Source organism: Nitrospirota bacterium, assembly GCA_016212215.1.
GTDB lineage: Bacteria > Nitrospirota > 9FT-COMBO-42-15 > HDB-SIOI813 > HDB-SIOI813 > JACRGV01.
Genome location: JACRGV010000014.1, coordinates 1 through 26,408 on the forward strand (window position 1 = coordinate 1; position 26,408 = coordinate 26,408).

Genomic DNA, 26,408 nt, shown 5'->3' on the forward strand with positions numbered 1-26,408 from the left:
CGGCCATCTTTGTGTGCTCCTCAATCGCAACCCCTCAGCGTAGATTCAACTACGCCTTCGGGTTTGCTCAATCGGTCGCACTCAAACCTGACCGAAATCTGAGCGCCTAAATGCACAAGTTATTTCATGACAGACCCTAAGAAGTCCTTTTCTATAGATAAATGCCCATGTTATCATTCCATCACTTGATGTTTTTTTAAAATAAGGGGGTAAATAGACAAGCAAATCCAAATGCTATTACTGTTTACTGCTGAGGAGATATAAGTACCTCATTAAACAACCGGTATTCAAAATAGTTTACCGAGACAGCATCTTATAATCTTCAGGCTTGGCCACCAGGATGCAGCTCATCCCCTCTCTTTTTAAACTCTCTATAAACGGCTGCTTCCTATAAAGGCTGTCTGCCACTATGATTATCTTCAGCTTGGGGTGTGACCTGCGAATCTTATTAATAAGCCTCTTGCCGGCCTCTATCTCAGAGTCCTTTGCCATTCTGCCGTTTATCTTCTAGCTGATTGAATCTCTCAGATAATCTTCTTCTTAAAGCAGTAAAACCTAAATGTTTCTTGATATGCACGCATAATACATAGCATATCTATATTGAAAAGTCTAGAGTCAATATTTTGACGCTTTTATAGCTTACCATCCAATACATTACGAAAAGTAATTTCTTCCTCCCCCTCAACACCCTTATATATCAATACCTATTTGTTTCACCGAGAACTGCTGACCGGATTGCAGGTCTATTGATTAAGATATGTGATTCTGTCATAATTTCCGGCGGGGGAATCAAGATAGTGATCATCGGTACAGGCATAGACATTGTCTCAATAGACCGCATAAAAAAAGCTGAGGAGCGATGGGGCAGGAGATTTCTTGAGAGGGTGTTTGCAGGAGATGAACTTACATACCTTCTGAATCACAAACTGCCGCATACTCACCTTGCCGGCCGCTTTGCAGCTAAAGAAGCAACAGTAAAGGCATTCGGCACAGGATTCACTAGAGGTATCACATGGAAGGATATTGAGGTGGTAAAAAGGCCGAACGGAAAACCTGATATTGCACTTCATGGAAAATTAAGAACACTATCAGAAACTTTGTTCGTAAAAAACATCCACCTCAGCATCAGCCATGACGGGGGTTTTGCAATATCACAAGTAATTATAGAAAATTAGTGAATAGTTAAAAGAGGGAAGAAGCACCTTTGCAAATAGGAGGATAATGTGTACATAGCCACTGCACAGCAGATGCGTAACATTGACAAACGTGCTGCGGATAAATACTGTATCCCATCTCTGCTCCTGATGGAAAATGCTGCTCATGGAATCCTTCGCATTATAGAAGAAAACTATGGCCCCATCAAAGGCCGCAAGATCACAATAGTATGCGGAAAAGGAAACAACGGCGGAGACGGCCTTGCAGTTGCAAGGTTATTACATAACAGAGATGCCGTTGTTCAGGTAATCCTGCTGACAAATATTGAAGGAAATCCCCCCCTTTTTTCAAGGGGGGGCATGGGGGGGGTATTTTTAAGTGAACTAAAAGGTGATGCAGAAACAAATCTCAACATCGCCTTAAAGATGGGAATAAACATAGCAATACCCTCTCCCCTGGCGGGAGAGCTGCAATTAAATTCCTACCAAATTCCTCCCCCCTCCTTTGCGGGGGGAGGCAGGAGGGGGGACAAGGGTGAGGGGGATTCGTTTTCATCAAATATAAGTTCTTATGATATTTGGGCTGTAAGAAATTCCTTAAACCACAGCTATCTTATTATTGATGCCATATTCGGCACCGGCTTATCTGCCCATGTCAAAGAAGAACATCTCGAGATTATAGAACTGATAAATGACTCAGGCAGACCTGTTATTTCTGTAGACATCCCAACTGGAATTAACTCAGACACTGGAGAGGTTATGGGTGATGCTGTTAAGGCAGATGCTACCATCACCTTTGCCATTCCCAAAAGGGGACATTTTCTATATCCTGGCAGCGAGCTTACGGGCAGGCTTCACATAGTTGACATATCCATACCAGAACAGGCCATTGAAGAAGAGGGTATCTGCCTCAACCTTCTTACAGAAGATGATATGACAAGACTCATCCCGGACAGGCTTCCAAACTCTCACAAGGGAAGTTTCGGACATGTACTTGTAATAGCCGGTTCATTAGGAAAAGGCGGCGCCGCAGCAATGACATCACTATCCTGTTTAAAGACCGGTGCGGGCCTCGTTACACTTGCTACACCTGAGAGTGTACAACCTGTAATAGCCGGAAGGATTATGGAAGCGATGACCTGCCCCCTTCCTGAAACAGATGAACATACGATTGGATTTCAGGCTATAGAAAAAATAACAGAGATTGCAAAAGATAAAGATGTAGTTGCAATAGGACCGGGCTTAACAACAAATGGAGAAACGGTTGAAGTTATACGGAAAATAATTAATGAACTGAATGTCCCTGTTGTAATTGATGCAGACGGTATCAATGCCTTCATAAGTGCTACTGAGCTTCTCAAGAATAGAAAGACATTCACCATACTGACACCGCACCCCGGAGAGATGGCAGGATTAACCGGCAAATCATCTTCTGATATCCAGAAAGACCGCATTGGTATTGCAAGAGACTTTGCCATAAACTATGGCATAATTCTAATTCTTAAAGGGGCACACACCATCATTGCAGAACCATCAGGAACAGTATACATTAACCCGACCGGTAATCCCGGCATGGCCACCGCCGGTACCGGAGATGCACTTACAGGGATAATTGCCGGGCTAATCGCACAGAACATTGACATATCCTCTGCTGTAAGGCTTGGCGTATACCTTCACGGATTAGCAGGAGATATTGCGGCAAAGGAAAAAGGCATGCAAGGTATGATTGCCGGTGACCTGATTGAGAGGATACCGGAAGCTATCAGACAGTTAAAAGCAATGAGCAGAAGTAAGAGGTAAGAGGTAAGAAGCACCACCCTCACCCTGACCCTCTCCCTGAGGGAGAGGGACTTTGCTAATTCCCTCCCCTTCAAGGGGAGGGTTAGGGTGGGGATGGGGTTAGAGCAAAACAAGGAGAAAACATGGCTAATGCAAAAGATATAATGACTAAAGAAGTTGTAACCGTAACCAGCACAACGACTGTTGAGGAACTGGCGCGGCTATTTATTAAGCACGGAATAAGTGGTGCACCGGTTGTTGATGAAGATGGAAATCTCAAAGGTGTTGTAACAGAGAATGACCTGATAAAGATGGAACAGAGGCTTCACATACCCACTGTTATAACCATCTTTGATGCTGTAATTTACCTCGGCAGTTCAAAGAAGTTTGAAGACGACATAAGAAAGATGGCGGCAGTGACCGTTGAAGATATTTACAAAAAAGACCCCATAACCGTAACCGAATCCTCTACTATTGAAGACATTGCTACCATCATGTGCGAAAAGAACGTCCACCACATCCCTGTAGTAAAGAAGGGGAAACTCGTCGGTATGGTCGGGAAGAAGGATATTGTAAGGGCAATAGCGGAAGGGAAAAGATAGGTAGATAGACTGAAGGCTGAAGTAAGATGCAAGAAATAAGATTCCCTCCCCTTCAAGGGGAGGGGTAGGGTGGGGATGGGGTTATCAGATTACAATCAAACAGTCCAAATAACACCATTGAAATAGGAAAGACACTCGGCAAGCATCTTTTACCCGGCAGTGTGATTTGCCTTACAGGTGAACTCGGAGCAGGCAAGACCTGTTTTATTAAAGGTATGGCAGAGGGGCTTGGAATAAAGAGAAAAGAAGTCAGCAGTCCAACTTTCATAATCATCAGGGAGTACAAAGGCAGAATCCCCCTATATCATATAGACCTGTACAGGATTGGGACACTGGATGACATAAGGGACATAGGCATGGAAGAGGTTATATATGGAAACGGGGTAACTGCAATAGAGTGGGCAGAAAGAATTAAAGACGCTCTGCCTGATGATAGGATTGATATAAAATTGGAATGGGTGGATGATAAGATGCGTGCCATTGAAATAATTGCTTATGGAGAAAAACATAGAAAGATACTTGAAGAGGCATGTAAAGAAAAGGTAATAGGGTAATAGGTAATAGGTTATGTATAACAGCCATGAAGACTCCCTCCCCTTCAAGGGGAGGGCCGGGGTGGGGATGGGGTTTTCGGGTGAACTCCTTGATGTAATTGCAGATATGAGGGCGCATCTATTGTTTCTCAAACAAACCGGCGTTGAGGAGATCTTTGTGAAAAGCAAAGAAGATATAAGAAGCAAGAAGCAAGAAGCAAGAAACGGCATATCGGGTGAATCAGTCATGAGCGGCGTTCTCACAAAGAATAATGAAAATGAGTGGGACAAGAATGTCCCACCTATCCTTGATATCTCTCTGGATAGGCGGGGTTTTCTTACCCCGCCGGAGGTATCTTCGACTGAACAAAAAGCAGAATCCCTCAACACCCTTCTTCAGAAAATAGGTGACTGCAAAAGATGTAAGTTAAGCAAAGGCAGAACCAACATTGTCTTTGGAACCGGTAACCCCAATACAAGGCTGATGTTTGTAGGGGAAGGGCCGGGTGAAGATGAAGATAAGCAGGGCAAGCCTTTTGTGGGCAAGGCCGGTGAACTGCTTACGAAAATGATTACAGCAATGGGATTAACCCGTGACGATGTGTATATAGCTAACGTAGTGAAATGCCGCCCCCCATGCAATCGTAATCCTGAAGGGGATGAGATTACTGCATGCAGTCCATTTCTGAAGGCACAGATTGATATTATTAAACCTGAGATTATATGCACACTCGGGACATTTGCATCTCATACACTTCTTGAAACCTCTACAAAGATAAGTGACCTAAGAGGAAAGATTCATTTAAAAGACGGATACAGCATAGTCCCTACTTTTCATCCTTCATATCTTTTGAGAAATCCAGGTGAAAAAGTCCGGTCATGGCAGGACCTGCAGATTATTATGAAGGAGCTGGGGATTAAGGAGAAGGAGCAAAAGTAAGAAGCAAGATGTTAGAAGTTAGAGAAGAGAACGGAAAGGAGAGGAGAGGACATGCAGCAATTATGGGCGCCGTGGCGGCTTCAGTATGTTATTAATGCAGGAGAGGATGAAGGGTGTATATTCTGTACAAAGCCGAAACTGAATAAAGACAGGGATAACCTGATATTATATCGCGGTAATCATGCCTTTATAATTATGAACCTGTTCCCATACAATAACGGGCATCTTATGATTGTCCCTTATCAACATGTGCAGGATTTGGACGGGCTTACTGATGATGTGCTTCTTGAACTGATTACACTTACAAGAAAGGCACAAAACATCATGAGGCAGGTCTTCGCAGCTCAGGGATTTAATATCGGAATTAATGTTGGGAAGGCCGCAGGTGCAGGCATAGATGAACATATCCATATCCACATCGTCCCGCGATGGACAGGCGATACAAACTTCATGCCGGTACTTTCTGATATAAAGGTCATACCCCAGCATATCATTGCGGCTTATGACCTTCTATTACCATTCTTCAGGGAGACCAAATGATCAGGCTTATATTCTCTCTTATCATCCTCACCATAGTCTTTATCCTTGCAATGGTAAACAAAGAACCTGTGCAGATAAATTACTTACTTGGAAGCACATCACAGTTGCCTTTATACATGATACTCATTGGTGCATTCATTGCCGGAGGCATAGTGTTTTCACTACTGCTGCTTCCTGCATGGATAAAAAACAAGATAGAGATAAGAAAACTCAGGCGCTCTATTAAGGATATAGAGACAGAGAATAATTAAACTAATGAATATAAACCACAGAGGCACTGAGGCACAGAGAAAAACTAATGATTTTATAATTAAAAACTCTGTGTCTCAGTGCCTCTGTGGTTAACATCATATTATAGAGTACCATAATGACCGATACTGACAATCTAACCCCGCTGTTGCGGCAATATCATCAAATCAAAAAGGAACATAAGGATGCCATCCTCTTCTTCAGGATGGGCGACTTCTATGAGATGTTTTATGATGATGCGGTAACGGCATCTAAGGTGCTTGAGATAGCCCTTACTACACGGGATAAGCGCACAGAAAACCCTGTTCCCTTATGCGGGATACCGTATCATGCCATCAACACTTATCTCCCGAAACTGATAAAAGAGGGTTACAGGGTTGCTGTCTGTGAACAAGTTGAAAATCCTGCCCTGACTAAGGGCATTGTAAAGCGTGAGGTCGTACGTGTCATCACCCCCGGCACTGTCCTTGATGGAAACCTGCTTGACTCAAAGGATAATAATTTTATCGCCTCTATATTCCCTGCTGAGGAAATTACAGGCATCGCTTATGTTGATGTATCAACCGGCGATTTTTTCATTGCAGAATTACCCTCCTCTCAGGTGAATGACGAGATTGCAAGGATAGACCCAAGAGAGATCATCGTGCCACAAAATCCACCCCACCCTCACCTTAATCCTCTCCCTGAGGGAGAGGAAATTTCCCTCCCTTTCAAGGGGAGGGTTAGGGAGGGGATGGGGTTCTCTTTGAATTCCATGCAGCTCTACATCCACTCATACCCTCCTGAGATGTTTGAATATGAAAAATCATACAGAACATTACTTGAACATCTGAAAGAAAACACCGCAGAGCTTGAGAAAATTGACATCAAGGGGCCGTCTGTCAATGCCGCAGGCGCGCTGCTGAATTACCTGTTTGCTGTTCAGAAGACATCCCTGCTGAACATCAACAGTCTTATGGTCTACAGGCGTGAGCAGTACATGACCCTTGACGAGATTGCACAAAGAACACTTGAGCTTGTGAAGTCGTCTCAATCAGGACAGAAGAAGGGGACCCTGTTTCATCTGCTCGACAAGACCGTCACAGCGATGGGCGGAAGGATGCTTAAACTCTGGATACTCCATCCGCTTCTCGATATTAATGAAATAATAACAAGGCAGGATGCTGTTGAAGAGTTAAAGAATAACTTTATGTTCAGGACACGTCTGCGAACTCTGCTGTCAAACATACAGGATATGGAACGTATAATCAGCAGGATAACCCTCAAGGCCGCAAACGCAAGGGATATACTGTCCATGAAACAGTGTCTTGCCGACCTGCCGGAGATAAAAAGACTGCTCTCTGAATGTACAAATCCCCTGATACAAGAGGCGGGTAACAGCATTGATCCTCTTGATGACCTGCTTAAAATTCTTTCAGACGCAATTTGCGATTCACCTCCGCTTGCCCTGACTGACGGAGGGATAATTAAAGACGGTTACAGTATGGAACTTGATGAACTCAGGGATATAAGCAGGGAAGGAAAAGGCTGGATTGCAAGGCTTGAGGCAAAGGAAAAAGAGAGGACAGGCATTGACTCACTGAAGATCAGATATAACAGGGTATTCGGCTTCTACATTGAGCTGACAAAGTCCAACCTCAAAAATATCCCCCTTGATTATGTAAGAAAACAAACACTGGTAAATGCTGAGAGGTTTATTACACCTGAATTAAAGGATTATGAAAACAGGGTACTTGGCGCAGAGGAAAAGATTAAAGCGCTTGAGTATCAGCTTTTTGAGGAAATCAGGGCGTCTGCGGCCAATGAGGTTGAAAAGGTTCAGAGGAGCGCACGGGCTATCGCATTAACAGATGTCCTTTCTTCCCTTGCAGAGACAGCTCACATATACCACTATGTGCGTCCTGTGATAGATAACAGTCTGAGAATAACCATAGAAGACGGTCGTCATCCTGTGATTGAACAGATAAATTCTGCAGAAAGATTTGTACCGAATGATGCAGATATGGATTGCGAAAAAAATCAGTTGATGGTACTGACAGGCCCGAATATGGCAGGTAAATCAACATACATGAGGCAGGTTGCCCTGATAGTGTTAATGGCCCAGATGGGAGGTTTTGTCCCTGCAAAAGAGGCGGCGATTGGAACAGTTGACAGGATATTCACCAGGATAGGGGCATCAGACAACCTTGCTGAGGGACGCAGTACATTCATGGTAGAGATGGAGGAGTGTGCAAACATTCTCAAAAACGCAACACACAGGAGCTTGATCATCCTTGATGAGATAGGCAGGGGCACAAGCACGTTTGACGGCATAAGCATAGCATGGGCATCAGCAGAATATATCAATAAGAAGATCAAGGCCAAGACACTTTTTGCAACGCACTATAATGAGCTTACTGAACTTGCATTAACATCAGAAGGTATTTTCAATCATCACATAGCTGTCCGGGAATGGAATGACGAGGTAATCTTTATTAGAAAGGTACTGCCGGGTATGGCTGATAAGAGCTACGGCGTTCAGGTTGCAAGACTTGCCGGTCTCCCGCATGAAGTCATCACCAGGGCAAAAGAGGTACTGTATAACCTTGAGAATGAGGAATTAGACAGCACAGGCTCACCCAGACTTGCACATACCAGTAAGCCCACAAGTCCAGAAACTAAGAAACCTGTTTTACAGATAGACCTTTTCAACAGGGAATACGAACCCCACCCATTACTGGACGAGATAAAAGGACTGGATGTAATGAATATGACCCCACTGCAGGCACTTGCGAAATTAGAGGAGTTGAAGAGGAAGGCGGGGAAGGCTCCGTGATTTCATCCGAAAATCCCTGCCGGCGGGGTTGGAAAACCCCGCCTATCCATCTCTACGAGGATAGGCGGGACTTTCTTGTCCCGCTAATTTTCATGGCCATTTGTGATCCGAAGGTTCATGGCGATTCATCCGAAAGTAAACCCCATCCCCACCCTAACCCTCCCCTTGAAGGGGAGGGAATAAACTAAGCACCCCCTCACGTTAAGGGATGGGGAATATAACTTAACTGTCAAATTAATTCTACAAAATAATCATAATTATAACGATTGTCACTCGTCTTTTTATGGAGTATAAATAGTTAAAAATTTGAGAACATCTCAAATTGAATACCTTTTAAGGGTGGGAAGGAGTTTTAAGACATGAATAATATGCTGAACAAGACAAGAGAAAATGTTAATGATATCGTGCAAAGAACCGGAAGTATCACATTAGCCAATCTTGAATGTGCAATGGATACTTCCTTTAATCTCCTCTTTCTTGCAATTGAGCAGTTGATTGCAGAAAACAAGATTAAGATTAGGAGAGGTGAATGGGACTATATTATTTCAACCCATGAAAATACCTTTGATTCTACAATAGAAAAAAAAATTAAAATGATTCAACCCTCCCCAGCCTGAGAGTCCTTTTCCAACCCCCCGTTGCCCCCCTTGTCTCTATACCCCTCCCTCCAAAATAGAGACAAGGAGAACGGGGTCTTGTAATACCTTTTTATAATTGACAAGCCAACTCCAGTCATAATAAAATCAGTTATTAATTAAATCGTACTGCCTTTGTACCTTTAACAAGCTTAGGGTGATTAAACCCCACCCTCACCCGGACCCTCTCCCTGAGGGAGAGGGTGCTAAGTTTATTCCCTCCCCGTCTATATAATATGGGGTTAGGGTGGTGGGGAGGGGGTAACTCGGATTAATCATAAAAAGGAGGATTCTCATGCCTGAAGCAGACATTATGTCCATTCTAAAGGAAAACAGGGTTTTCAATCCATCAGAAGAGTTCAGTAAAAATGCCCATATAAAAAGTCCTGAAGAATACGAAAAATTGTATCAGGAGGCAAAACAGGACCCTGAGACGTTTTGGGCCAGGATTGCCGGAGAACTTCACTGGTTCAGGAAATGGGATAAGGTGCTTGAATGGAATCCGCCTTTTGCAAAGTGGTTTGTCGGTGGAGAACTTAATATCTCCTATAACTGTATTGACCGCCATCTGACTACATGGAGAAAGAATAAAGCAGCAATAATCTGGGAGGGTGAACCCGGCGACTCGCGGACACTTACCTATCTGGAACTTCACAGGGAGGTATCCAGATTTGCAAATGTACTGATATCACTTGGCGTAACAAAGGGTGACAGGGTGGCCATATACATGCCGATGATCCCTGAGTTACCGATAGCCATGCTTGGATGTGCAAGAATAGGGGCAATACACAGCGTTGTGTTCGGCGGGTTCAGTGCTGAGGCATTAAAGGACAGGGTCAATGATGCTCAGGCAAGGATTATCATAACCGCTGACGGAGGCTACAGGAGGGGCGAGGTAGTTCCGCTGAAAGAAAAGGCAGACGAGGCAGCAGATAAGTCTCCTTATGTGGAAAAGGTTATTGTTGTTAATCGTACAGGAAGTCATGTACAGATGAAGGAAGGCAGGGACTTATGGTGGCATGATTTAATGAAGGATGCATCAGATAAATGTGAGGCTGTCCCATTAGACTCTGAACATCCCCTTTTCATTCTCTATACAAGCGGAACAACAGGAAAACCAAAGGGTGTTGTCCATACAACCGGCGGCTACCTTACAGGCGTCTATATTACAACTAAATGGGTCTTTGATTTAAAGGATGAAGACACATACTGGTGCACTGCTGATATAGGGTGGGTTACAGGGCACAGTTATATACTCTACGGACCGCTTGCAAACGGGGCCACAAGCCTCATGTATGAAGGCGGGCCAATGTACCCTCAGCCTGACAGGTTCTGGGAGATTGTTGATAAGTACAGGGTAAATATCTTTTACACCGCACCCACGGCAATAAGGGCATTGACAAAGCATGGGGACCAATGGCCTCTGAAACATGACCTAAGCAGTCTCCGTGTCCTCGGAACTGTAGGGGAACCCATAAATCCGGAGGCTTGGATCTGGTATCACAAATATATAGGCAGGGAACGCTGTCCAATTGTTGATACATGGTGGCAGACAGAGACAGGTATGATCATGATTACCCCTCTTCCCGGTGCAATACCAACCAAACCTGGTTCAGCCACAAGACCCTTTCCCGGAATTATTGCAGATGTAGTTTCAAGGGAGGGCAAGTCCGAACAACCCAACAACGGTGGTTATCTTGTTATCAAAAAACCGTGGCCGGCTATGCTGAGGACTATATACGGCGACCCTGAACGGTATAAGAAACAGTACTGGGAAGAAATCAAGGGTGTCTATTTCTCAGGCGATGGGTCAAGGCGTGATGAAGACGGCTACTTCTGGGTAATGGGCAGGGTTGATGATGTTATGAATGTGGCAGGCCACCGTTTAAGCACAATGGAGATTGAAAGCGCCCTTGTCAGCCACTCCACTGTAGCAGAAGCCGCTGTTGTTGGAAAGCCCGATGAGATAAAAGGACAAGCAGTAGTCGCGTTTGTTACCCTTGAGTTAGGCAATAACCCTACTGAGGAATTAAAAAAAGAGCTTAAAGAACATGTCTCAAAAGAGATAGGCCCGATAGCAAAACCTGATGACATAAGATTCACAGACGCCCTCCCAAAAACCCGAAGCGGCAAAATAATGCGCAGACTCCTCAGAGACATCGCCTACGGAAAAGAAAAAGTTGGAGATACCACAACACTGGAAGACTATTCTGTGTTGGCGAAGTTGATGGAAGAGAAGGAGTGAGAGAGGTAAGAAGCAAGAAGTAAGAAGCAAGAAGTAAGAAGAAAGAAGTAAGAAGAAAGAAGAAAGAAGTAAGAGGCAAGAAGTAAGATATAAGAGGTAACCGACAGTCACTAACCGTGCTTCAAGTCTCTTAAATTTTATTCTTGCATCTAACTTCTGACTTCTATCCTCTGACCTCTTACTTCATCCTTCAGCCTAATTACCTGCCGTCAAGGCATTGCCATCGGCAACTTTGTCAAAATATATTTCAAGTCTTCGTCATAGAACGACAGGCCGGCGCCTGTAAATGCGCTTAATGTCTTTGAGTTTGCAAAGTCATCTACACCCAGATCTATAAATAAGGTCTTGAATATCGTATAACTAGCTGTAAACTTCGCATGTGGTTTTGGGGCATCTACATCGCCGTTAAAGTTCCATATATCCAGAGAGGCCCTGAAATTATCATTATCAAGATAATAATCCGTACCCATGCCGAAGGTACTCTCCATCAGGCCTCCCCGAAACCCGACATGCCCGAATTTCCTGCCAAAAAGGGCGCTCACCTTTAGCTTGTCATCCCTCTTTACCTGATGCACAGTAACAGTTGTACCGGCAGGAGAAGTAGTATCTGTTGTATCTGTCACCCTTAGCCTGCCCCTCGGATCATCTGCCAGTTCAAATAAATAATATTTATCCTCTCTTGGCTGTAACCTCAGGGAGAAGTATCCTTTTGTATTGTTTTCATCAAACATATATTCACCCCTGAAAGCTACATTTAGTTTAAATCTTTCTGTTGCTGACACATATTTTTCTAATCCTGAAAAGGTGGAATCAAGCTTCTGATACAGGCCGTCCTCCTTCATCAGTTTACCAAACGTCCCCTCGCCCCGTTCAAACCTCCCGGCAATAATATCAACCTTATCCATTATTTTAGGCGTTTTTTCTTTTAAATCTGAAGACAACTCCTGCAGATTTGCCATTGTATTCCTGACAGGGTCCCTGTTCTCTTTCGCCATTATACTAAGGTCATTGGATATTCTCTCCAGATTTGCAACAACATTCTTCAGGGGTTCCCTGTTATCATCAGTAATACCCTTAACCTGATGAACAAGTTCTTCAACATCTTTAATAATACTCTCAACAGAACTGCTGTTTCGTTCAGTAATTCCTGACAGATTTTCCGTCAGGTTCCTCAGGTTATTTATTATCTGCGAGATTGAGTCCTGAGTATGGGAATCTCCTAATGTATCCCTGAATGCACTGCTGATAACCTTTATGTCTTCTGATATGCTGTAGAGTTTGGTTATAAGAGAATCCATGTCAGCAATAGCTATAGAATTATAGATAATCCCTCCTTCACTTATATACCCCCCTGTTTTGCCTTGAAAAAGCTCAATATATTTTTCTCCGAGTAAACTCTGTGTCTTTACCGCAGCTACAGTGTCTTTCCTGATCCTGACATTTGATTTTATCCGCATCCCAACCTTTGCCCTGTTTTCCTCAAGCGATATATCCTCAACACTGCCTACTTCAACACCGGCTATCTTAACAGCCGCCTTTGTATCAAGCCCTGCCACTGAATTAAAATAAGCATATACCATATAACCCTTTTCCCGGCCAAAGGTAAAATCTCCAACCTTAAAGGTCATATAAATAAGCACAACCGCAGAGACAATTACAAATATCCCAACCTTAACCTCTGTAGAAAACTTCAGCACCTTTTCTCCCTTTTATTAGTGGTTAGTGGCGAGTGATTAGTGGCGGACCATCTTCACTATTCACTATTCACTATTCACTATCCACTTTCCTACACTGCCTTAATCGGCCCCACCGAACTACCTGTTATAAATTGGTGTACAATGGGGTCATTGGATTTTTTTATTTCTTCTGCTGTTCCAACACCAAGTATCCTGCCCTGATACAGCATGGCAATCCTGTCACAGATTTTATAGGCGCTTACCATGTCATGTGTTATAACAATTGATGTAACATTCAGTTTCCTCTTCATTTCAATAATCAGGTCATTAATGGCATCTGCCATAATCGGGTCAAGCCCTGTTGTGGGTTCATCATAAAGCATGATCTGCGGGTCCATGGCAATTGCCCTTGCCAGACCGACCCTCTTTCTCATCCCGCCTGAGAGTTCAGACGGCATGAGGTCTTCAACACCTCTCAACCCAACCATCTCAAGTTTGGCCCTTGCAATATCACGAATCTCCTCTTTAGAATGATCAGAATGTTGAATAAGAGAAAAACCCACATTCTCCCAGACCCTCATGGAATCAAAAAGTGCGGCACCCTGAAAAAGCATCCCGTACTTTTTTCTAAGTTCATTCAGGTCATTCTCTTTCATACGCGATATATCCACACCATCAACAACCACACTCCCTTCATCAGGGTTCAGCAAGCCTATCACATGTTTCATCAAAACACTCTTCCCTGACCCGCTCCCACCGATAACAACCATCGTCTCCCCGCGTTCAACATGCAGATTCACACCCTGCAAAACCTTTTTATTATTAAATGATTTAAATAAATTTACAATATCTATCATAGCGTAGAACAGGCATAACGAAGTAAGAAGTAAGAGGTCGGAGGATAGAAGTTAGAAGTAAGAGGCAAGAAGTAAGATATAAGAGGTAACCGACAGTCACTAACCGTGCTTCAAGTCTCTTAAATTTTATTCTTACATCTAACTTCTTGCCTCTTGTTTCTTGCTTCTAACTTCTTACTTCTACCTTCTTACCTCTTGCTTCTGACTTCTTGCCTCTTACCTAAACAAAAGAGCTGCCATAAAATAATTCGCCACTAATATCAGCATCATGGAATATACCACTGCGCCTGTTGTGGCTTTGCCGACGCCTTCTGCCCCGCCTTCAGTATAAAAACCTTTATAACAACTGACTATGGAAATTATTACCCCGAATACACATGCCTTTAGCAGGCCGCCGTATATATCGTTTAACTCTAAATAATCTGTACTCATCCTGACATAAATAACCGGATTGGCATGGAGTACGTAAACTGCAACCATGTAGCCTCCGACCATTCCAACAGCATCTGCCACAATCGCAAGGAGCGGCAGCATTATAAACCCTGCAAAAAATCGCGGCACAACAAGATATTTTATTGGATTTGTGGCAAGGGTAACAAGTGCGTCAATCTGCTCTGTTACCCGCATGGTGCCTAATTCAGCGGCCATGGCAGCCCCTGCCCTGCCTGCGACAATGAGGCCGGTAAGAACAGGCCCAAGCTCTCTTGTAATTGAGAGAGCAACTACAGGCCCCATATAATTCTCAGCGCTGAACCGTTTGAAACCGGTATACGTTTGAATAGCCATAACCATTCCCGTAAACATTGCCATAATAATAACAACAGGCAATGAGTTTACACCTATGGCCTCCATCTGCTGAAAGATATTGCGGATATTTACAGGAGGTTTAAAAATCCACGAAAGCGTCTGCCCGAACATAATAAACAGCCGCCCCGCCTCTTCCGTAAACCTTATAGTCTTACTGCCTATGTATGTTAATGTTTTTGTGAACATAATCTACGATTCAAATCCCCCCTTTTCTAAAGGGGGAATTACTTCTTACTTCTCGCTTCTTTCTTCTTGCCTCTTGCTTCTTACTTCTTGCTTCTGCGCTCAGCCTTACCTAAGATAGACCCTTTCCACTCTCTCCCCCACCCCGCATAAGACTTCATAAGAAATAGTCCCCTGCTGCATTGCAATATCATCCGCAGTAATCCTGTTCTCCCCTTCTCCGCCTATTATAATCACCTCATCTCCATCTGCAACATCTTGTATATCAGTAACATCAATCATGGTCATGTCCATACATACCCTGCCTATTACAGGGGCTTTTTCCCCTTTAACTATGACCTCTCCTTTGTTTGAAAGAGAGCGGCTGAATCCGTCGGCATAACCGGCCAGTATTGTTGCAACAATGGTTTCCCGTTTTGTAACAAAGGTCCTGCCGTAACTTATACCGGTATCCTTTGGAACCTTTTTAATATGAATAATCCTGGTTTTTAAAGTCATTACAGGTTTTAATTCATCCAAAAGGGGGGGATTTTCATTGTCCCTTGCAAGCCTGTTGCCGGGTGAATAACCGTAAAGCATAATCCCGGGTCTTACCATATCAAGGTGACTATCCTTCATTGTCATCACTGCCGCACTGTTAGCCGTATGCCTGAGAGGAATATTAATGCCTTTTGTTTGTAAGGTATTACATACCGACAAAAAAACATCAAGCTGTTCATTCACAAACTCCTTGTTCTGAAGGTCTGCCTCAGCAAAATGGGTCATAATGCCTTCGATATGAAGCCCTTTCTGATTTAGAATGTTTTCTGCAAACTCAACGGTATTTTCAGGTTCCACACCTATCCTTCTCATACCGGTGTCAACCTTTATATGGACTGGAACCACAACACCTGCTTCAGTTGCGGCTTTTGACAGGGCATTGACAAGCGAATTGGTATAAACAACAGGGGTCAGTCTCCACTTAACAATTTCAGCAGAGTAATCTTCACTTATCCCCCCAAGTACAAGAATCCCTTTGTGAATCCCTGCCTCTCTGAGCCTTATCCCCTCTTCAACATGGGCTACACCGAGCATATCAGCTCCTGCATCCTGAAATGTCTTTGAGACCTCTATAATCCCATGCCCGTAGGCATTTGCCTTAACCACTGTAAGGATTTTACATAAAGGAGAGATAGACTGTCTGACCAGTTTAAGGTTGTGTATCAGATTTGATAAGCTGATTTCAGCTTTAATTGTTCCCACATTATATTTGTAGATTAAATGCCTGTTGTTTATTCCGGGAGAAATTAATTAATTAAAAAAGAATGGTTGTTATTCATCAAACGGTGAAATTGCTAAGAAGAAATGCCCTGATTATACCTCCATAATCTCCTGTTCCTTGTGTTTCAATATTTCATCAATCTTATGTATATATTGGTCTGTAAGTTTCTGTATGTCATCCTGTGATTTCTTTATCTCATCCTCAGAAATACTTGCCTCTTTACCGGTCTTCTTGATTTCGTCATTTGCATCCCTGCGGATATTCCTTATCGAGACCTTTTGATCTTCAGCCATCTTCTTTACAATCTTCACAATGTCTTTCCTGCGTTCTTCTGTTAGTGCAGGTATAGGAACACGGATTATCTTTCCATCATTTGCAGGTGTAAGCCCGAGTGATGATGTCTGGATCGCCTTTTCTATCTCAGCAATCATCTTTGGTTCCCATGGCTGTATAAGTATCATTCTGGGTTCCGGTATTGAGAGTGAAGCCACCTGAGATATAGGTGCCGGACTCCCCCAATAATCCACTGTCATCCCATCTAAGAGGGCAAGGGATGCCCTTCCTGTGCGAACCGCCCCATATTCCTTTTTCAATACATTGATGGTCTGTTCCATCTTTTCTCTGGTTCTATTATGTATTTTTTCTATCATATCGTTGTTATAAGAGTGCCTATCTCTTCCCCCTTTATAACCCTTGTTACATTACCCTTGTCCCGTAAATTAAATACTATAATTGAAAGATTATTATCTTTGCAAAGTGATATCGCTGTTGCATCCATCACCTTCAGCCCAAGTTTAAGGACGTCTAAATGAGTAAGTGTCTCAAACCTCTTTGCATCCTTATTTGTCACAGGGTCAGCATCATAAACACCATCCACTTTAGTACCTTTAAGGATTACCTCTGCACCGATCTCCATTGCACGAAGGGCTGCAGCAGTATCAGTGCTGAAATAGGGATTACCGGTACCGGCGGCAAATATAAGGACCCTCTTCTTCTCAAGATGCCTCATTGCACGCCTTCTTATGTATGGCTCTGCAAGTGCCCTCATCTCTATAGCCGACTGCACCCTTGTAACTATACCCTTCTTCTCGAGTGCGTCCTGCATAGCAAGGGAATTAAGAACAGTTGCAAGCATACCCATATAGTCTGCTGATGCACGTTCCATCCCGATGGCCGTTGCCGCAAGCCCCCGAAAGATATTCCCACCGCCTATAACAACAGCAAGCTCAACCCCGCTCTCGTTTGCTTCCTTAATCTCCTCTGCTATGGAATCTATTACAGCAGGGTCAATGCCGTATCCCTTTTCACCCATCAGGGCCTCACCGCTGACTTTAAGCAATACCCTTTTGTATCTCTTATTTCGTACCATCACTCTCCAAGCTGGTATCTTACAAAACGTTTAACAATTATATTTTCCCCAATCTTTGCTATCTTCTGACGTATAAGGTCATTCAACATGATGGAAGAATCTTTGACATACGCCTGTTCCAGCAGGCATGCATCAGTAAAATATTTCTCAACCTTTCCTTCAACTATTTTTTCTATTACATTCTCAGGTTTACCGGTCTCCCGTGCCTGTGCCCTGTATATCTCCTTCTCTTTTTCAATGACATCAGCCGGAACATCCTCCCGCCTGATGTAAGGAGGATTAGACCATGCAATCTGCATCGCTATATCCCTGACAAGCTCCTGAAATTCCGGATTCCTTGCTACAAAATCAGTCTCGCAGTTTACCTCCACAAGAACACCAATCTTGCCATTCCCATGAATATAATTGCCGACTATCCCTTCCTTTGCCTCGCGTGCTGATTTTTTTGCCGCAACTGCCAAGCCCTTTTGTCTCAGATAGTCCAATGCCTTTTCCATATCACCGGCGGATTCCGACAATGCCCTCTTACAATCCATTATCCCAACCCCGGTCTTCTCCCTAAGCTCCTTCACCATCTCATGTGTTATAGCTGACATTTAACTTAAACTCCTCCTTGATCTATGCTACCTGTCTTCATCCGAAAATCAACCCCATCCCCACCCTACCCCTCCCCTTGAAGGGGAGGGAATCAACATAGCCCCCTCTCCCTCAGGGAGAGGGTTAGGGTGAGGGTGGGGTTTTCATTGTCATTTGTGAGCCACCAGCTCATGTGAGTTCATCCGAAAATCCCTTCCGGCGGGACAAGAAAACCCCGCCTATCCATTTCTATGAGGATAGGCGGGACTTTCTTGTCCCGCTGATTTTCATGGCCCTTTGTGAGCGCCCCGCTCATGACGGTTCATCCGAAAATATGATTTACTAACACAGAGACACTCAGGCACTGAGGTTTTTTATAACTTAAATCCTTCCGCTGTGTCTCAGTGTCTCTGTGTTTAATTTTCATCCCCCTTTGTGAGCACCCCACTCATGACGGTTCAACATTAACAGCTGCCGGTTCAGTTGTCACAACTACCTCTGCAGTCTCAACAGCCGCAGGTGCCTCAGGTTCAACTGCCTGGGCAGGTATCTCCTGTTTTGCCCCGCCTCTTGCCTCGTAAATAGCCCTGCCTTCAACAACTGCATCTATGACCTTTGAGCAGATCAGCTTGATCGCCTTAATAGCATCATCATTACCTGGTATCACGTAATCAATATTATCAGGGTCGCAGTTTGTATCAACAATCCCCACAATCGGAATACCGAGCTTGTTTGCCTCATTGACTGCAATAAACTCCTTCTTAGTGTCCACAATAAAGACAGCACCCGGCAGAACATTCATATTCTTAATGCCGCCGAATATCTTTTCAGTCTGTACCATCTCCTTCTCAATATCCAGCACCTCTTTTTTGGGAAGGGCCTTAAAGGTACCGTCTTCTCTCCACTTCTCATACTTGCGAAGTTTATCAATAGTCTTCCTGATCGTCAGAAAGTTTGTAAGCATACCGCCAAGCCACCGCTGATTGACATAAAACATCCCGCTTCTTTTGGCCTCCTGCTCAACAATCTCCTGTGCCTGCCTTTTTGTGCCGACCAGAAGGACCGGCTTGCCCTTTGATGCTACGCCTTTGACAAACTCACAGGCAGTCTCAAAATTTGCCAGTGTCTTCTGGAGGTCTATGATATAAATACCATTCCTCTCCCCAAAAATATACTTCCTCATTTTGGGATTCCACCTTTTCTTCTGATGTCCAAAATGCACACCCGCTTCCAAGAACTCTTTAATCACCGGTACCATAATTTTTTCCCCCTTTTATGCCCCTTTCAGGCAGAGATACGCTAACCCATATCCCTTATGTAAGAATTATTTAAACGAGATACACTACCATATCTGAGATTAATTGGCAAGAACAAAAACAGAACAAAAAACTTTTTTTGCTTTATATTTTCTTGTAACTAAAATCTGTTTGATGTAAAATTTCTCAGAATTTCCAATAAGGATTTAAATCTTAATGAAAACACTTTCCCTACCTTCTATTAAACACTGGCTGAACAATTATTCTGATGAACTCCCTTCTCTCTACCTCGTCGGCGGTACTGTTCGTGATATTTTAATAGGCAGGCCGCAAAAGGATATTGACCTTGTGTGTAAAGGGGCAAAGGAGTTTTCTAATAGTCTTGCAAAAAGGAATAACGCTGTTGTAGTGCCTATGGAGAAAAAACCGGAACATCCCTGTTACCGTGTAATCGCCGGAAACGACAGTAATAATTTTATTGATATTGCTGAAATGCGGGGTGAAACAATATATGAAGATATACAGCAGAGAGACTTTACTATAAATGCCATTGCTGTTGAGATTAAAAGGGATGGCAGTACGGATAAGATTATTGACCCTCTAAATGGTGCAGATGACTTAAATAATAAGATAATAAAAATGGCAGGAGAAGGCTCTTTTGCATCAGACCCGCTGAGGATATTGCGGGCTTTACGGTTTGCTGCTGCATTATCCTTTGAAATTGAACCGCTAACGCTAAAAGATATAGAAACTAAAGTAGAATCCCTTGCAGAGGTTTCACAGGAACGCATATTAACTGAATTATTCTACATATTGAGCACATCACAGAGTGCATTCTGTTTCAGACAAATGGACCGGCTCGGAATCTTAGAGGTAATCTTTCCTGAAATTTCAGCTATGAAAGGATATGAGCAGAATACATTCCATCACAAGGACGTATGGGAACATTCGCTTCTGGTAATGGATAACTGTGAACATATCATAAATAATCTTGTCCTCTTTTTTGAAAAATGGGGAGGGGAGATTGCTGATAATATTAACAGGAATAACCGGCTTCCCCTTTTAAAACTTGCATCAATATTGCATGACATTGGAAAGCCCTTGACCGGTGGTGTTCATCCGGATAAAGGCAACATTACCTTTTACAATCACGACATTGAAGGTGCAATGATTGCAGATACAATAGCTGAAAGATTGAGGATGTCCAATAAGGATAGAAGTTTCCTGACGCTCATAGTCGCTGAACATCTCCATATCCTGAGTTTAACCGCAACTGGCGTCAAATCTTCTACAAAAATGAGATGGTTCAGAAAGATGAAGGATGATGCTATCCCATCCATTATACTTGGGATGGCTGATATTAAGGGGACACAGGGACCTGCCTCAAGCAAAGAATACAGAAATAATTATTTTATTCGGTCAAAGGATATAGTAAAAAATTATTATGAAGTAATTAAGAAGACTCTTGAGAGAAAAGTCCTTATCTCAGGAAAGGATTTGATAGCCATTGGAATTGCACCCGGCCCTGCAATGGGAAATATTCTCAGACAATTAAGAGAGGCTCAGGATAACGGCATAATAACAAATCATGAAGAGGCTATGGTAATGGCAAGAGACCTGTTGTTAGAAAACAATTTCTAAGCGATGAGATTGTCAACAGTTAAGATGGTGTCTTTTCTTGCTTCTTACTTCTTGCTTCTTACTTCTTACTTCTGACTTCTTACTTCTGACTTCTTACTTCTTGTGTTATGACCTGTACGCCACGTTAATCTTTACATAATCATAGGTAAGGTCGCTTGTTAAGATATTTGCCTCTGCGTCTCCTGAATTCAGGTCAATGGTGATTGTGTACTCTTTCTGACGCATTACTTCTGCTACCTTTTGTTCTATGTCTTTACCGCGGCCGATGCCGTTGTTTACAAATTTTGTTTTGTCGAAGAAGATTGCAATCTTCTCCTCGCAGATAGCCGCACCGGAGTATCCGATTGCTGCCATTATCCTGCCCCAGTTAGGGTCAGCCGCAAATAGTGCTGTCTTAACAAGGTTGGAGTTGGCCACTGCAAATCCTACTTTTTCAGCATCTTTTATGTTCTTTGCACCTTTTACTTTTATCTCAACCAGTTTTGTTGCACCTTCACCGTCCTTAACTATCATCCTCCCAAGTGTATAGCAGACAAAATCAAGCATCTCCTGAAAAAACTCAAGTTCTTTTCCTTTTAGTGAGTTGTTGCCGGCCATGCCATTTGCAAGACATATTGCCATATCATTTGTACTTGTATCTCCATCTACTGTAATCCTGTTAAATGATTTATCAACAGCGCGTTTTAATGCACCGGAAAGTGTACGCTTGTCCAATACTGCATCTGTTGTTATAAAGGCAAGCATGGTGGCCATCTTAGGATGAATCATTCCTGACCCCTTTGCAATACCTCCGACTGTAATCATTTTGCCGCCGACCATTCCCCTGACTGCAATCTTCTTTGGGAATGTGTCTGTTGTCATAATGCCTGCTGCTGCCATGTCCCCGCCTATAGCACTCAGTGCTTCAACTGCCTTCCCTATCGAAGCTCTTATCTTTTCCATCGGCAGAGGCTCGCCGATTACACCGGTAGATGAAACATATACCTCACCTTTTTTTATGGACAGCGCCTTTGCAGTAAGTTCAGCCATCTCTTCTGCATCAATCATTCCCTGTTTACCGGTACATGCATTCGCATTACCGCTATTCACAACTATTGCCCTCGCTATGCCTTTTTTAATGTACCGTTGCGTAAGAATTACAGGCGGGGCCTTTACCTTATTGATTGTGAACACACCTGCGGCCGTTGCTTCCTGTTCACTATATATAATGGACAGATCAGGTTTTTCCGTACGCTTTATTCCTGCGTAAATGCCTGATGCAAGGAATCCTTTTGGTGATGTAATATTGCCGTCTTTGATTATTTTCATGCTAAATAAACCCCATCCCCACCCTAACCCTCCCCTTGAAGGGGAGGGAATTTTGTTCTAAATCCTTACTTCTGCTTACTGCTTACCGTTCACTGCTTACTATCTTTAACTATGGAAACATCCCCGGATTCATCAACCCTGATGTCTCCTCAAATCCCATCATTATGTTCATGTTCTGTATAGCCTGTCCTGATGCACCTTTTACGAGGTTATCAATTACGGAGGTTACTATAACACATCCGGTGCGGGTATCAACGGCAATTCCTATGTCACAGAAATTTGAGCCTTTTACATTTCTGATATTAGGCTGTGTACCATTATCAAGGATTCTGATGAAAGGTTCACCCGAAGATAACCCCATCCCCACCATAACCCTCCCCTTGAAGGGGAGGGAATTTTCATCAGCCTTTGTGAGGCGAAGACTTAGGGCCGTTTCCTCTGAATAAAATTTCTTATAAATATTTATAATGTCATCAACTGTTACTTGTAAGGCAAGCGGTGCATAGATGGTACACAGCATCCCTCTGTTAGCAGGTATAATGTGCGGCACAAAGCAGATTTTTAGAGAAGTACCGGCAACATCTGATAGAGCCTGCTCGATCTCCGGTGTATGTCTGTGAGTACCGACTTTATATGCCTCCATGCCTTCATGTGCCTCTGGAAAGTGATACGGCAATGCCGGCCCCCTGCCGGCGCCGGATATTGAAGACTTTGCATCAATAAATATTCTTTCATTGACTATTATCTTATTCTTTAATAAGGGGGCTATCGCAAGAATACTTGCAGTAGGATAGCATCCAGGGTTAGCAACAAAGGATGTCTTCTTTATTTTGTCCCTGTACAGCTCCGGAAGCCCGTACACACCTGTGTCCAGCAAGGCTTTATTAGTATTTTCTGCCCCATACCACTCTTTATATATGGCAGGGTCTTTAATCCTGAAATCTGCACTCAGGTCTACTACCTTTTTCCCCATTTTTATAAATTCTCCAACAGGTCCGATGGAAGTGCCATGCGGAAGCGCGGTAAAGATGAAATCAGCCTTCTCAGAAATCTTCAGGGGGTCAAGCGGTTCTAAATTAAGGTTAAAGAATTTCTTCAGGTTTGGAAATGTCTGAACCAAGGGACTGCCTGCAGATTTCTCTGAAGTAACTGCAACAATCTCAACCTCCGGATGATTATACAGGAGTCGTAACAGCTCACCTCCCGTATATCCGCTTGCACCGGCTATGGCTACTTTAAGTTTATGTGTCATACAATAATCTCCACAGCTCACCCTCCCCCTAACCCCCTCCCGTCAAGGGAGGGGGAAATCATGGTACTCTCCCCTTGAAGGGGAGGGAATTTACATAAGCTCAAAAAAAAAGGGAAGGTCATTAAGAAACCTTCCCTTTTGTAATTTCAATGTAGTAATACTATCTCTTAGAGAATTGGAATTTCTTTCTGGCCCCCTTCTGACCGTATTTCTTTCTTTCTTTTTCTCTTGAATCGCGTGTAATTAATCCCTTCTTTTTCAGGGCAGGTCTGTGAGTAGCATCTACTTCAAGAAGTCCTTTTGCAATCCCGTGCCTCAATGCACTTGCCTGTGATGCATAACCGCCGCCTGTAATATTTGCAAAGATATTAAACTTATCAGTTAAATTAACAGTCTCAAGCGGCTGTTTGATAAATATTAAAAGAGAAGGGACTGTAAAATATTCCTCTGCCTTTTTATTATTTACAACAACCTTTCCATCTCCAGGCTGAAGCCATACGCGGGCAATTGCCGTCTTTCTCTTTCCCGTTGCATAATACTGTGTAACACTCATAAATTTTAATCTCCTATTTTATAACTATAAATCCAACGCCTTAGGCATCTGTGCTGTATGCGGATGAGCTGTGCTTTTATAAACTTTCAGCTTTTTTAATATCGCACGGCCAAGTTTATTCTTAGGCAGCATACCCCATACAGAATTTTTTACGAGGTCTTCAGGCCTTTCCTCAAGGAATTTCCCAAGACTCTTAGTCTTCAGACCGTCAGGGTAACCTGTGTGATGATAATACATCTTATCCTCTTTTTTGTTACCTGTTACTTTAACCTTATCTGCATTAATAACAATAACAAAGTCACCTGTGTCAACATGCGGTGTAAAGATGGTCTTGTGTTTGCCTCTCAATACAACCGCTACCCTTGATGCTAGCCTGCCGAGTGCCTTTCCCTCTGCATCTATTACATACCAGTCTCTTTTTACATCTTCTTTTTTTGCTGAAATAGTTCTGTTCATTTTTTTATTCCCCTCACACGAATAGGATATTCTATTTATTTATACGTCTTATGTCAAGAAGAAATTTTATTCTCTTCTTTTTTCCTGCCTGTTACATCCCTCATTACTACATGAAACACCTTACCATTGTTAAACTCTATAAGCCTTGCACTTAAATCAACATTAACGGTTTCTCCGGACTTCTTCCTTAATGGTAAATCATAAAATAATGCAAATCCCCTTTCAACCCCTTTATTAAAATGCTCTCTTGCAGAGGCCATCATTGATTCAGGGAAGAGGTTCCAATATTTGCTCGTTGCAAAATCTTCAGCAGTATAACCTGTCAATGTCTCTGCCTGAAGGTTCACCTCAACAATGCGGCCTGATGTCGGATCTATAAGGAGTATTGCATCATAAGCCTGCTCCATCAGTGCCCTGTACTTATTTTCAGATGCCCTTAATGCCGCAGTCCTGTCTTTAATCTTATCTTCAAGATTAGTGTAGACTTCTTTTAAGGACAGACGCATCTTATTAAAGCCATCAGCAAGGATTTCAAGCTCGTCCCTGGTACGTATATCAATATTGTGATCAAAGTCACCCCTGGAGACACGTTCGACACCATTGGTAAGTATACCGATAGGCCGTACTATCAATTTCCTGACTATCGAAACACCAAGTACACAAACAGATAACACAAGTATGGATTCAAATACCAGGATTTGCATTAACAGCCTGTATACAGGAGCAAAGGTCTCTTCCGGGGCCTGCCGCACAAATGTATACCATTTATGGCCGCCTATGTTTTCTGCCCCCATCGAATTTATGTATACCAGCGGACTAAACCCTATAATAGAATTTTCCCCCCCGTGTGCATCATTCGACACGATCTCCCAGCCTTCTCCTTTTTTGGTTATCAGGTTTACAAGCTCCTGATTCATTGAATGTGATACCAGAGGCAGGATGGAACATATAAGGGGAGTCCCTTCTGAGTCTACCAACATGCCATGTCCGGTTCTACCGAAGCTCATATCTTTAACAAACCTGAAAAATATATCAACATTCATAATGCTTCTTATTCCGCCTAAAACCTTATTTGTGTATGGGTCAATAATCGGAATCCCAATCTCAAATGACCTGTCGCCTGTCTCTTTGTTCAAGAATATATCACTCGCATAAATACTTCCGTTTCCATTAGAATAAATCTTATCCCATCCGTCCTTATATATCATTTCTGAAAGGTGAGTTAACTTTAACCTGCTGTTTCCTATTATTTTCCCATCTTCATTAACTACAAATAATCCGAGGTGTTCCTCCCTCTCTGCTGAGTGCTTCAGGTAATCCTCAAGTATATTCTCTATCTGTGTTTTATTCTCTGCTTTTACTGCTTGTAAAAATTCAGTATCATCTGCAAGGCGGTTAAAATTATTAACCTCTTCCTTTACTGCAACATCAAATCGCTCTGAGGTCTTTTTTGCAATCTCAGCAAAGTCACGTCCGATAGCCTCGACAAGTATACTCCTCACCTGGCGATAAGTAACAAATAGACCTACTGCCAGGGAGAGAAAACCTGTTATGAGGATTGTGATTAATACCTTTTTTTGAAGACCGATTCTTTTCATACGAAAATCAACCCCATCCCCACCCTACCCCTCCCCTTGAAGGGGAGGGAATCAACATAGCCCCCTCTCCCTCAGGGAGAGGGTTAGGGTGAGGGTGGGGTTTTCATTGCCCTTTGTGAACCC

General features: G+C 43.1%; 26 protein-coding genes. 12 read left to right on the forward strand and 14 right to left on the reverse strand.

Going from position 1 to position 26,408, the window contains the following annotated elements; genetic code table 11:
• Positions 1-297: 297 nt before the first annotated feature.
• The gene (locus HZA08_01775; protein ID MBI5192151.1) at positions 298-492 is read right to left on the reverse strand and encodes a hypothetical protein; all 195 of its coding nucleotides are present in this window, start codon (positions 490-492) and stop codon (positions 298-300) included.
• Positions 493-746: 254 nt separating this feature from the next.
• On the opposite strand from HZA08_01775, the gene acpS reads away from it, so the two are divergent.
• The 11 genes from acpS (at position 747) to acs (ending at position 11,492) form a co-directional block, all read left to right on the forward strand.
• Positions 747-1,175 carry a holo-ACP synthase gene (acpS, locus tag HZA08_01780; GenBank protein MBI5192152.1) on the forward strand — a complete coding sequence of 143 codons (429 nt, stop codon included), beginning with the start codon at positions 747-749 and terminating at the stop codon, positions 1,173-1,175.
• Positions 1,176-1,223: 48 nt separating this feature from the next.
• Positions 1,224-2,954 carry an NAD(P)H-hydrate dehydratase gene (locus HZA08_01785; GenBank protein MBI5192153.1) on the forward strand — a complete coding sequence of 577 codons (1,731 nt, stop codon included), beginning with the start codon at positions 1,224-1,226 and terminating at the stop codon, positions 2,952-2,954.
• A 122-nt stretch (positions 2,955-3,076) separates the two neighbouring features.
• The gene (locus tag HZA08_01790; protein ID MBI5192154.1) at positions 3,077-3,535 is read left to right on the forward strand and encodes a CBS domain-containing protein; all 459 of its coding nucleotides are present in this window, start codon (positions 3,077-3,079) and stop codon (positions 3,533-3,535) included.
• A gap of 83 nt (positions 3,536-3,618) precedes the next feature.
• Entirely contained in the window at positions 3,619-4,089 is a 471-nt protein-coding gene (tsaE, locus tag HZA08_01795) for a tRNA (adenosine(37)-N6)-threonylcarbamoyltransferase complex ATPase subunit type 1 TsaE (protein ID MBI5192155.1), read from the forward strand.
• Between the two features lie 226 nt (positions 4,090-4,315).
• Positions 4,316-5,008 carry a uracil-DNA glycosylase gene (locus tag HZA08_01800; GenBank protein ID MBI5192156.1) on the forward strand — a complete coding sequence of 231 codons (693 nt, stop codon included), beginning with the start codon at positions 4,316-4,318 and terminating at the stop codon, positions 5,006-5,008.
• 51 nt (positions 5,009-5,059) lie between these two features.
• Positions 5,060-5,548: an HIT domain-containing protein gene (locus tag HZA08_01805; GenBank protein MBI5192157.1), complete on the forward strand. Its 489-nt coding sequence runs from the start codon at positions 5,060-5,062 to the stop codon at positions 5,546-5,548.
• The gene (locus HZA08_01810) at positions 5,545-5,799 is read left to right on the forward strand and encodes a LapA family protein (protein MBI5192158.1); all 255 of its coding nucleotides are present in this window, start codon (positions 5,545-5,547) and stop codon (positions 5,797-5,799) included. Before HZA08_01805 ends, HZA08_01810 begins: the two co-directional genes overlap by 4 nt.
• A gap of 116 nt (positions 5,800-5,915) precedes the next feature.
• Positions 5,916-8,612: a DNA mismatch repair protein MutS gene (gene mutS / locus HZA08_01815; GenBank protein MBI5192159.1), complete on the forward strand. Its 2,697-nt coding sequence runs from the start codon at positions 5,916-5,918 to the stop codon at positions 8,610-8,612.
• The gene (locus HZA08_01820) at positions 8,609-8,800 is read left to right on the forward strand and encodes a hypothetical protein (protein ID MBI5192160.1); all 192 of its coding nucleotides are present in this window, start codon (positions 8,609-8,611) and stop codon (positions 8,798-8,800) included. The genes mutS and HZA08_01820 overlap by 4 nt, the downstream gene beginning before the upstream one ends.
• Positions 8,801-8,971: 171 nt before the next feature.
• The gene (locus tag HZA08_01825) at positions 8,972-9,229 is read left to right on the forward strand and encodes a hypothetical protein (GenBank protein MBI5192161.1); all 258 of its coding nucleotides are present in this window, start codon (positions 8,972-8,974) and stop codon (positions 9,227-9,229) included.
• A 313-nt stretch (positions 9,230-9,542) separates the two neighbouring features.
• Positions 9,543-11,492, forward strand: a complete 1,950-nt coding sequence (gene acs / locus HZA08_01830) for an acetate--CoA ligase (protein MBI5192162.1) — start codon at positions 9,543-9,545, stop codon at positions 11,490-11,492.
• A 209-nt stretch (positions 11,493-11,701) separates the two neighbouring features.
• Here acs and HZA08_01835 read toward each other — a convergent pair whose 3' ends face one another.
• The 8 genes from HZA08_01835 to rpsB all read right to left on the reverse strand — a co-directional run bounded on the left by HZA08_01835 (position 11,702) and on the right by rpsB (position 19,482).
• The gene (locus tag HZA08_01835) at positions 11,702-13,189 is read right to left on the reverse strand and encodes an MCE family protein (protein ID MBI5192163.1); all 1,488 of its coding nucleotides are present in this window, start codon (positions 13,187-13,189) and stop codon (positions 11,702-11,704) included.
• Between the two features lie 89 nt (positions 13,190-13,278).
• Positions 13,279-14,025 (reverse strand): ABC transporter ATP-binding protein, encoded by a 747-nt coding sequence (locus tag HZA08_01840; protein MBI5192164.1) that lies wholly within the window; start codon positions 14,023-14,025, stop codon positions 13,279-13,281.
• Between the two features lie 216 nt (positions 14,026-14,241).
• Positions 14,242-15,018 (reverse strand): ABC transporter permease, encoded by a 777-nt coding sequence (locus HZA08_01845; protein MBI5192165.1) that lies wholly within the window; start codon positions 15,016-15,018, stop codon positions 14,242-14,244.
• 105 nt (positions 15,019-15,123) lie between these two features.
• Complete coding sequence (gene alr, locus HZA08_01850) at positions 15,124-16,257, reverse strand: alanine racemase (protein ID MBI5192166.1); 1,134 nt, start codon at positions 16,255-16,257, stop codon at positions 15,124-15,126.
• Positions 16,258-16,368: 111 nt separating this feature from the next.
• Positions 16,369-16,926, reverse strand: a complete 558-nt coding sequence (gene frr / locus HZA08_01855; protein ID MBI5192167.1) for a ribosome recycling factor — start codon at positions 16,924-16,926, stop codon at positions 16,369-16,371.
• Positions 16,923-17,645 (reverse strand): UMP kinase, encoded by a 723-nt coding sequence (locus HZA08_01860; GenBank protein ID MBI5192168.1) that lies wholly within the window; start codon positions 17,643-17,645, stop codon positions 16,923-16,925. Before HZA08_01860 ends, frr begins: the two co-directional genes overlap by 4 nt.
• Complete coding sequence (gene tsf / locus HZA08_01865) at positions 17,645-18,241, reverse strand: translation elongation factor Ts (GenBank protein ID MBI5192169.1); 597 nt, start codon at positions 18,239-18,241, stop codon at positions 17,645-17,647. Before tsf ends, HZA08_01860 begins: the two co-directional genes overlap by 1 nt.
• Positions 18,242-18,669: 428 nt before the next feature.
• The gene (gene rpsB / locus HZA08_01870) at positions 18,670-19,482 is read right to left on the reverse strand and encodes a 30S ribosomal protein S2 (protein ID MBI5192170.1); all 813 of its coding nucleotides are present in this window, start codon (positions 19,480-19,482) and stop codon (positions 18,670-18,672) included.
• Positions 19,483-19,693: 211 nt separating this feature from the next.
• Here rpsB and HZA08_01875 point away from each other — a divergent pair, with 211 nt between their 5' ends.
• On the forward strand, positions 19,694-21,118 hold the full coding sequence (locus HZA08_01875; protein MBI5192171.1) for an HDIG domain-containing protein: 1,425 nt from the start codon (positions 19,694-19,696) through the stop codon (positions 21,116-21,118).
• 105 nt (positions 21,119-21,223) lie between these two features.
• On the opposite strand, the gene argJ is transcribed toward HZA08_01875, so the two are convergent.
• The 5 genes from argJ to HZA08_01900 all read right to left on the reverse strand — a co-directional run bounded on the left by argJ (position 21,224) and on the right by HZA08_01900 (position 26,285).
• Positions 21,224-22,426 (reverse strand): bifunctional glutamate N-acetyltransferase/amino-acid acetyltransferase ArgJ, encoded by a 1,203-nt coding sequence (gene argJ / locus HZA08_01880; protein ID MBI5192172.1) that lies wholly within the window; start codon positions 22,424-22,426, stop codon positions 21,224-21,226.
• A gap of 109 nt (positions 22,427-22,535) precedes the next feature.
• Positions 22,536-23,678 (reverse strand): N-acetyl-gamma-glutamyl-phosphate reductase, encoded by a 1,143-nt coding sequence (locus HZA08_01885; protein ID MBI5192173.1) that lies wholly within the window; start codon positions 23,676-23,678, stop codon positions 22,536-22,538.
• A gap of 160 nt (positions 23,679-23,838) precedes the next feature.
• Positions 23,839-24,231 carry a 30S ribosomal protein S9 gene (gene rpsI / locus HZA08_01890; protein ID MBI5192174.1) on the reverse strand — a complete coding sequence of 131 codons (393 nt, stop codon included), beginning with the start codon at positions 24,229-24,231 and terminating at the stop codon, positions 23,839-23,841.
• 24 nt (positions 24,232-24,255) lie between these two features.
• On the reverse strand, positions 24,256-24,687 hold the full coding sequence (rplM, locus tag HZA08_01895) for a 50S ribosomal protein L13 (GenBank protein ID MBI5192175.1): 432 nt from the start codon (positions 24,685-24,687) through the stop codon (positions 24,256-24,258).
• A 53-nt stretch (positions 24,688-24,740) separates the two neighbouring features.
• On the reverse strand, positions 24,741-26,285 hold the full coding sequence (locus HZA08_01900; GenBank protein ID MBI5192176.1) for a PAS domain S-box protein: 1,545 nt from the start codon (positions 26,283-26,285) through the stop codon (positions 24,741-24,743).
• Between the last annotated feature and the right edge of the window lie 123 nt (positions 26,286-26,408).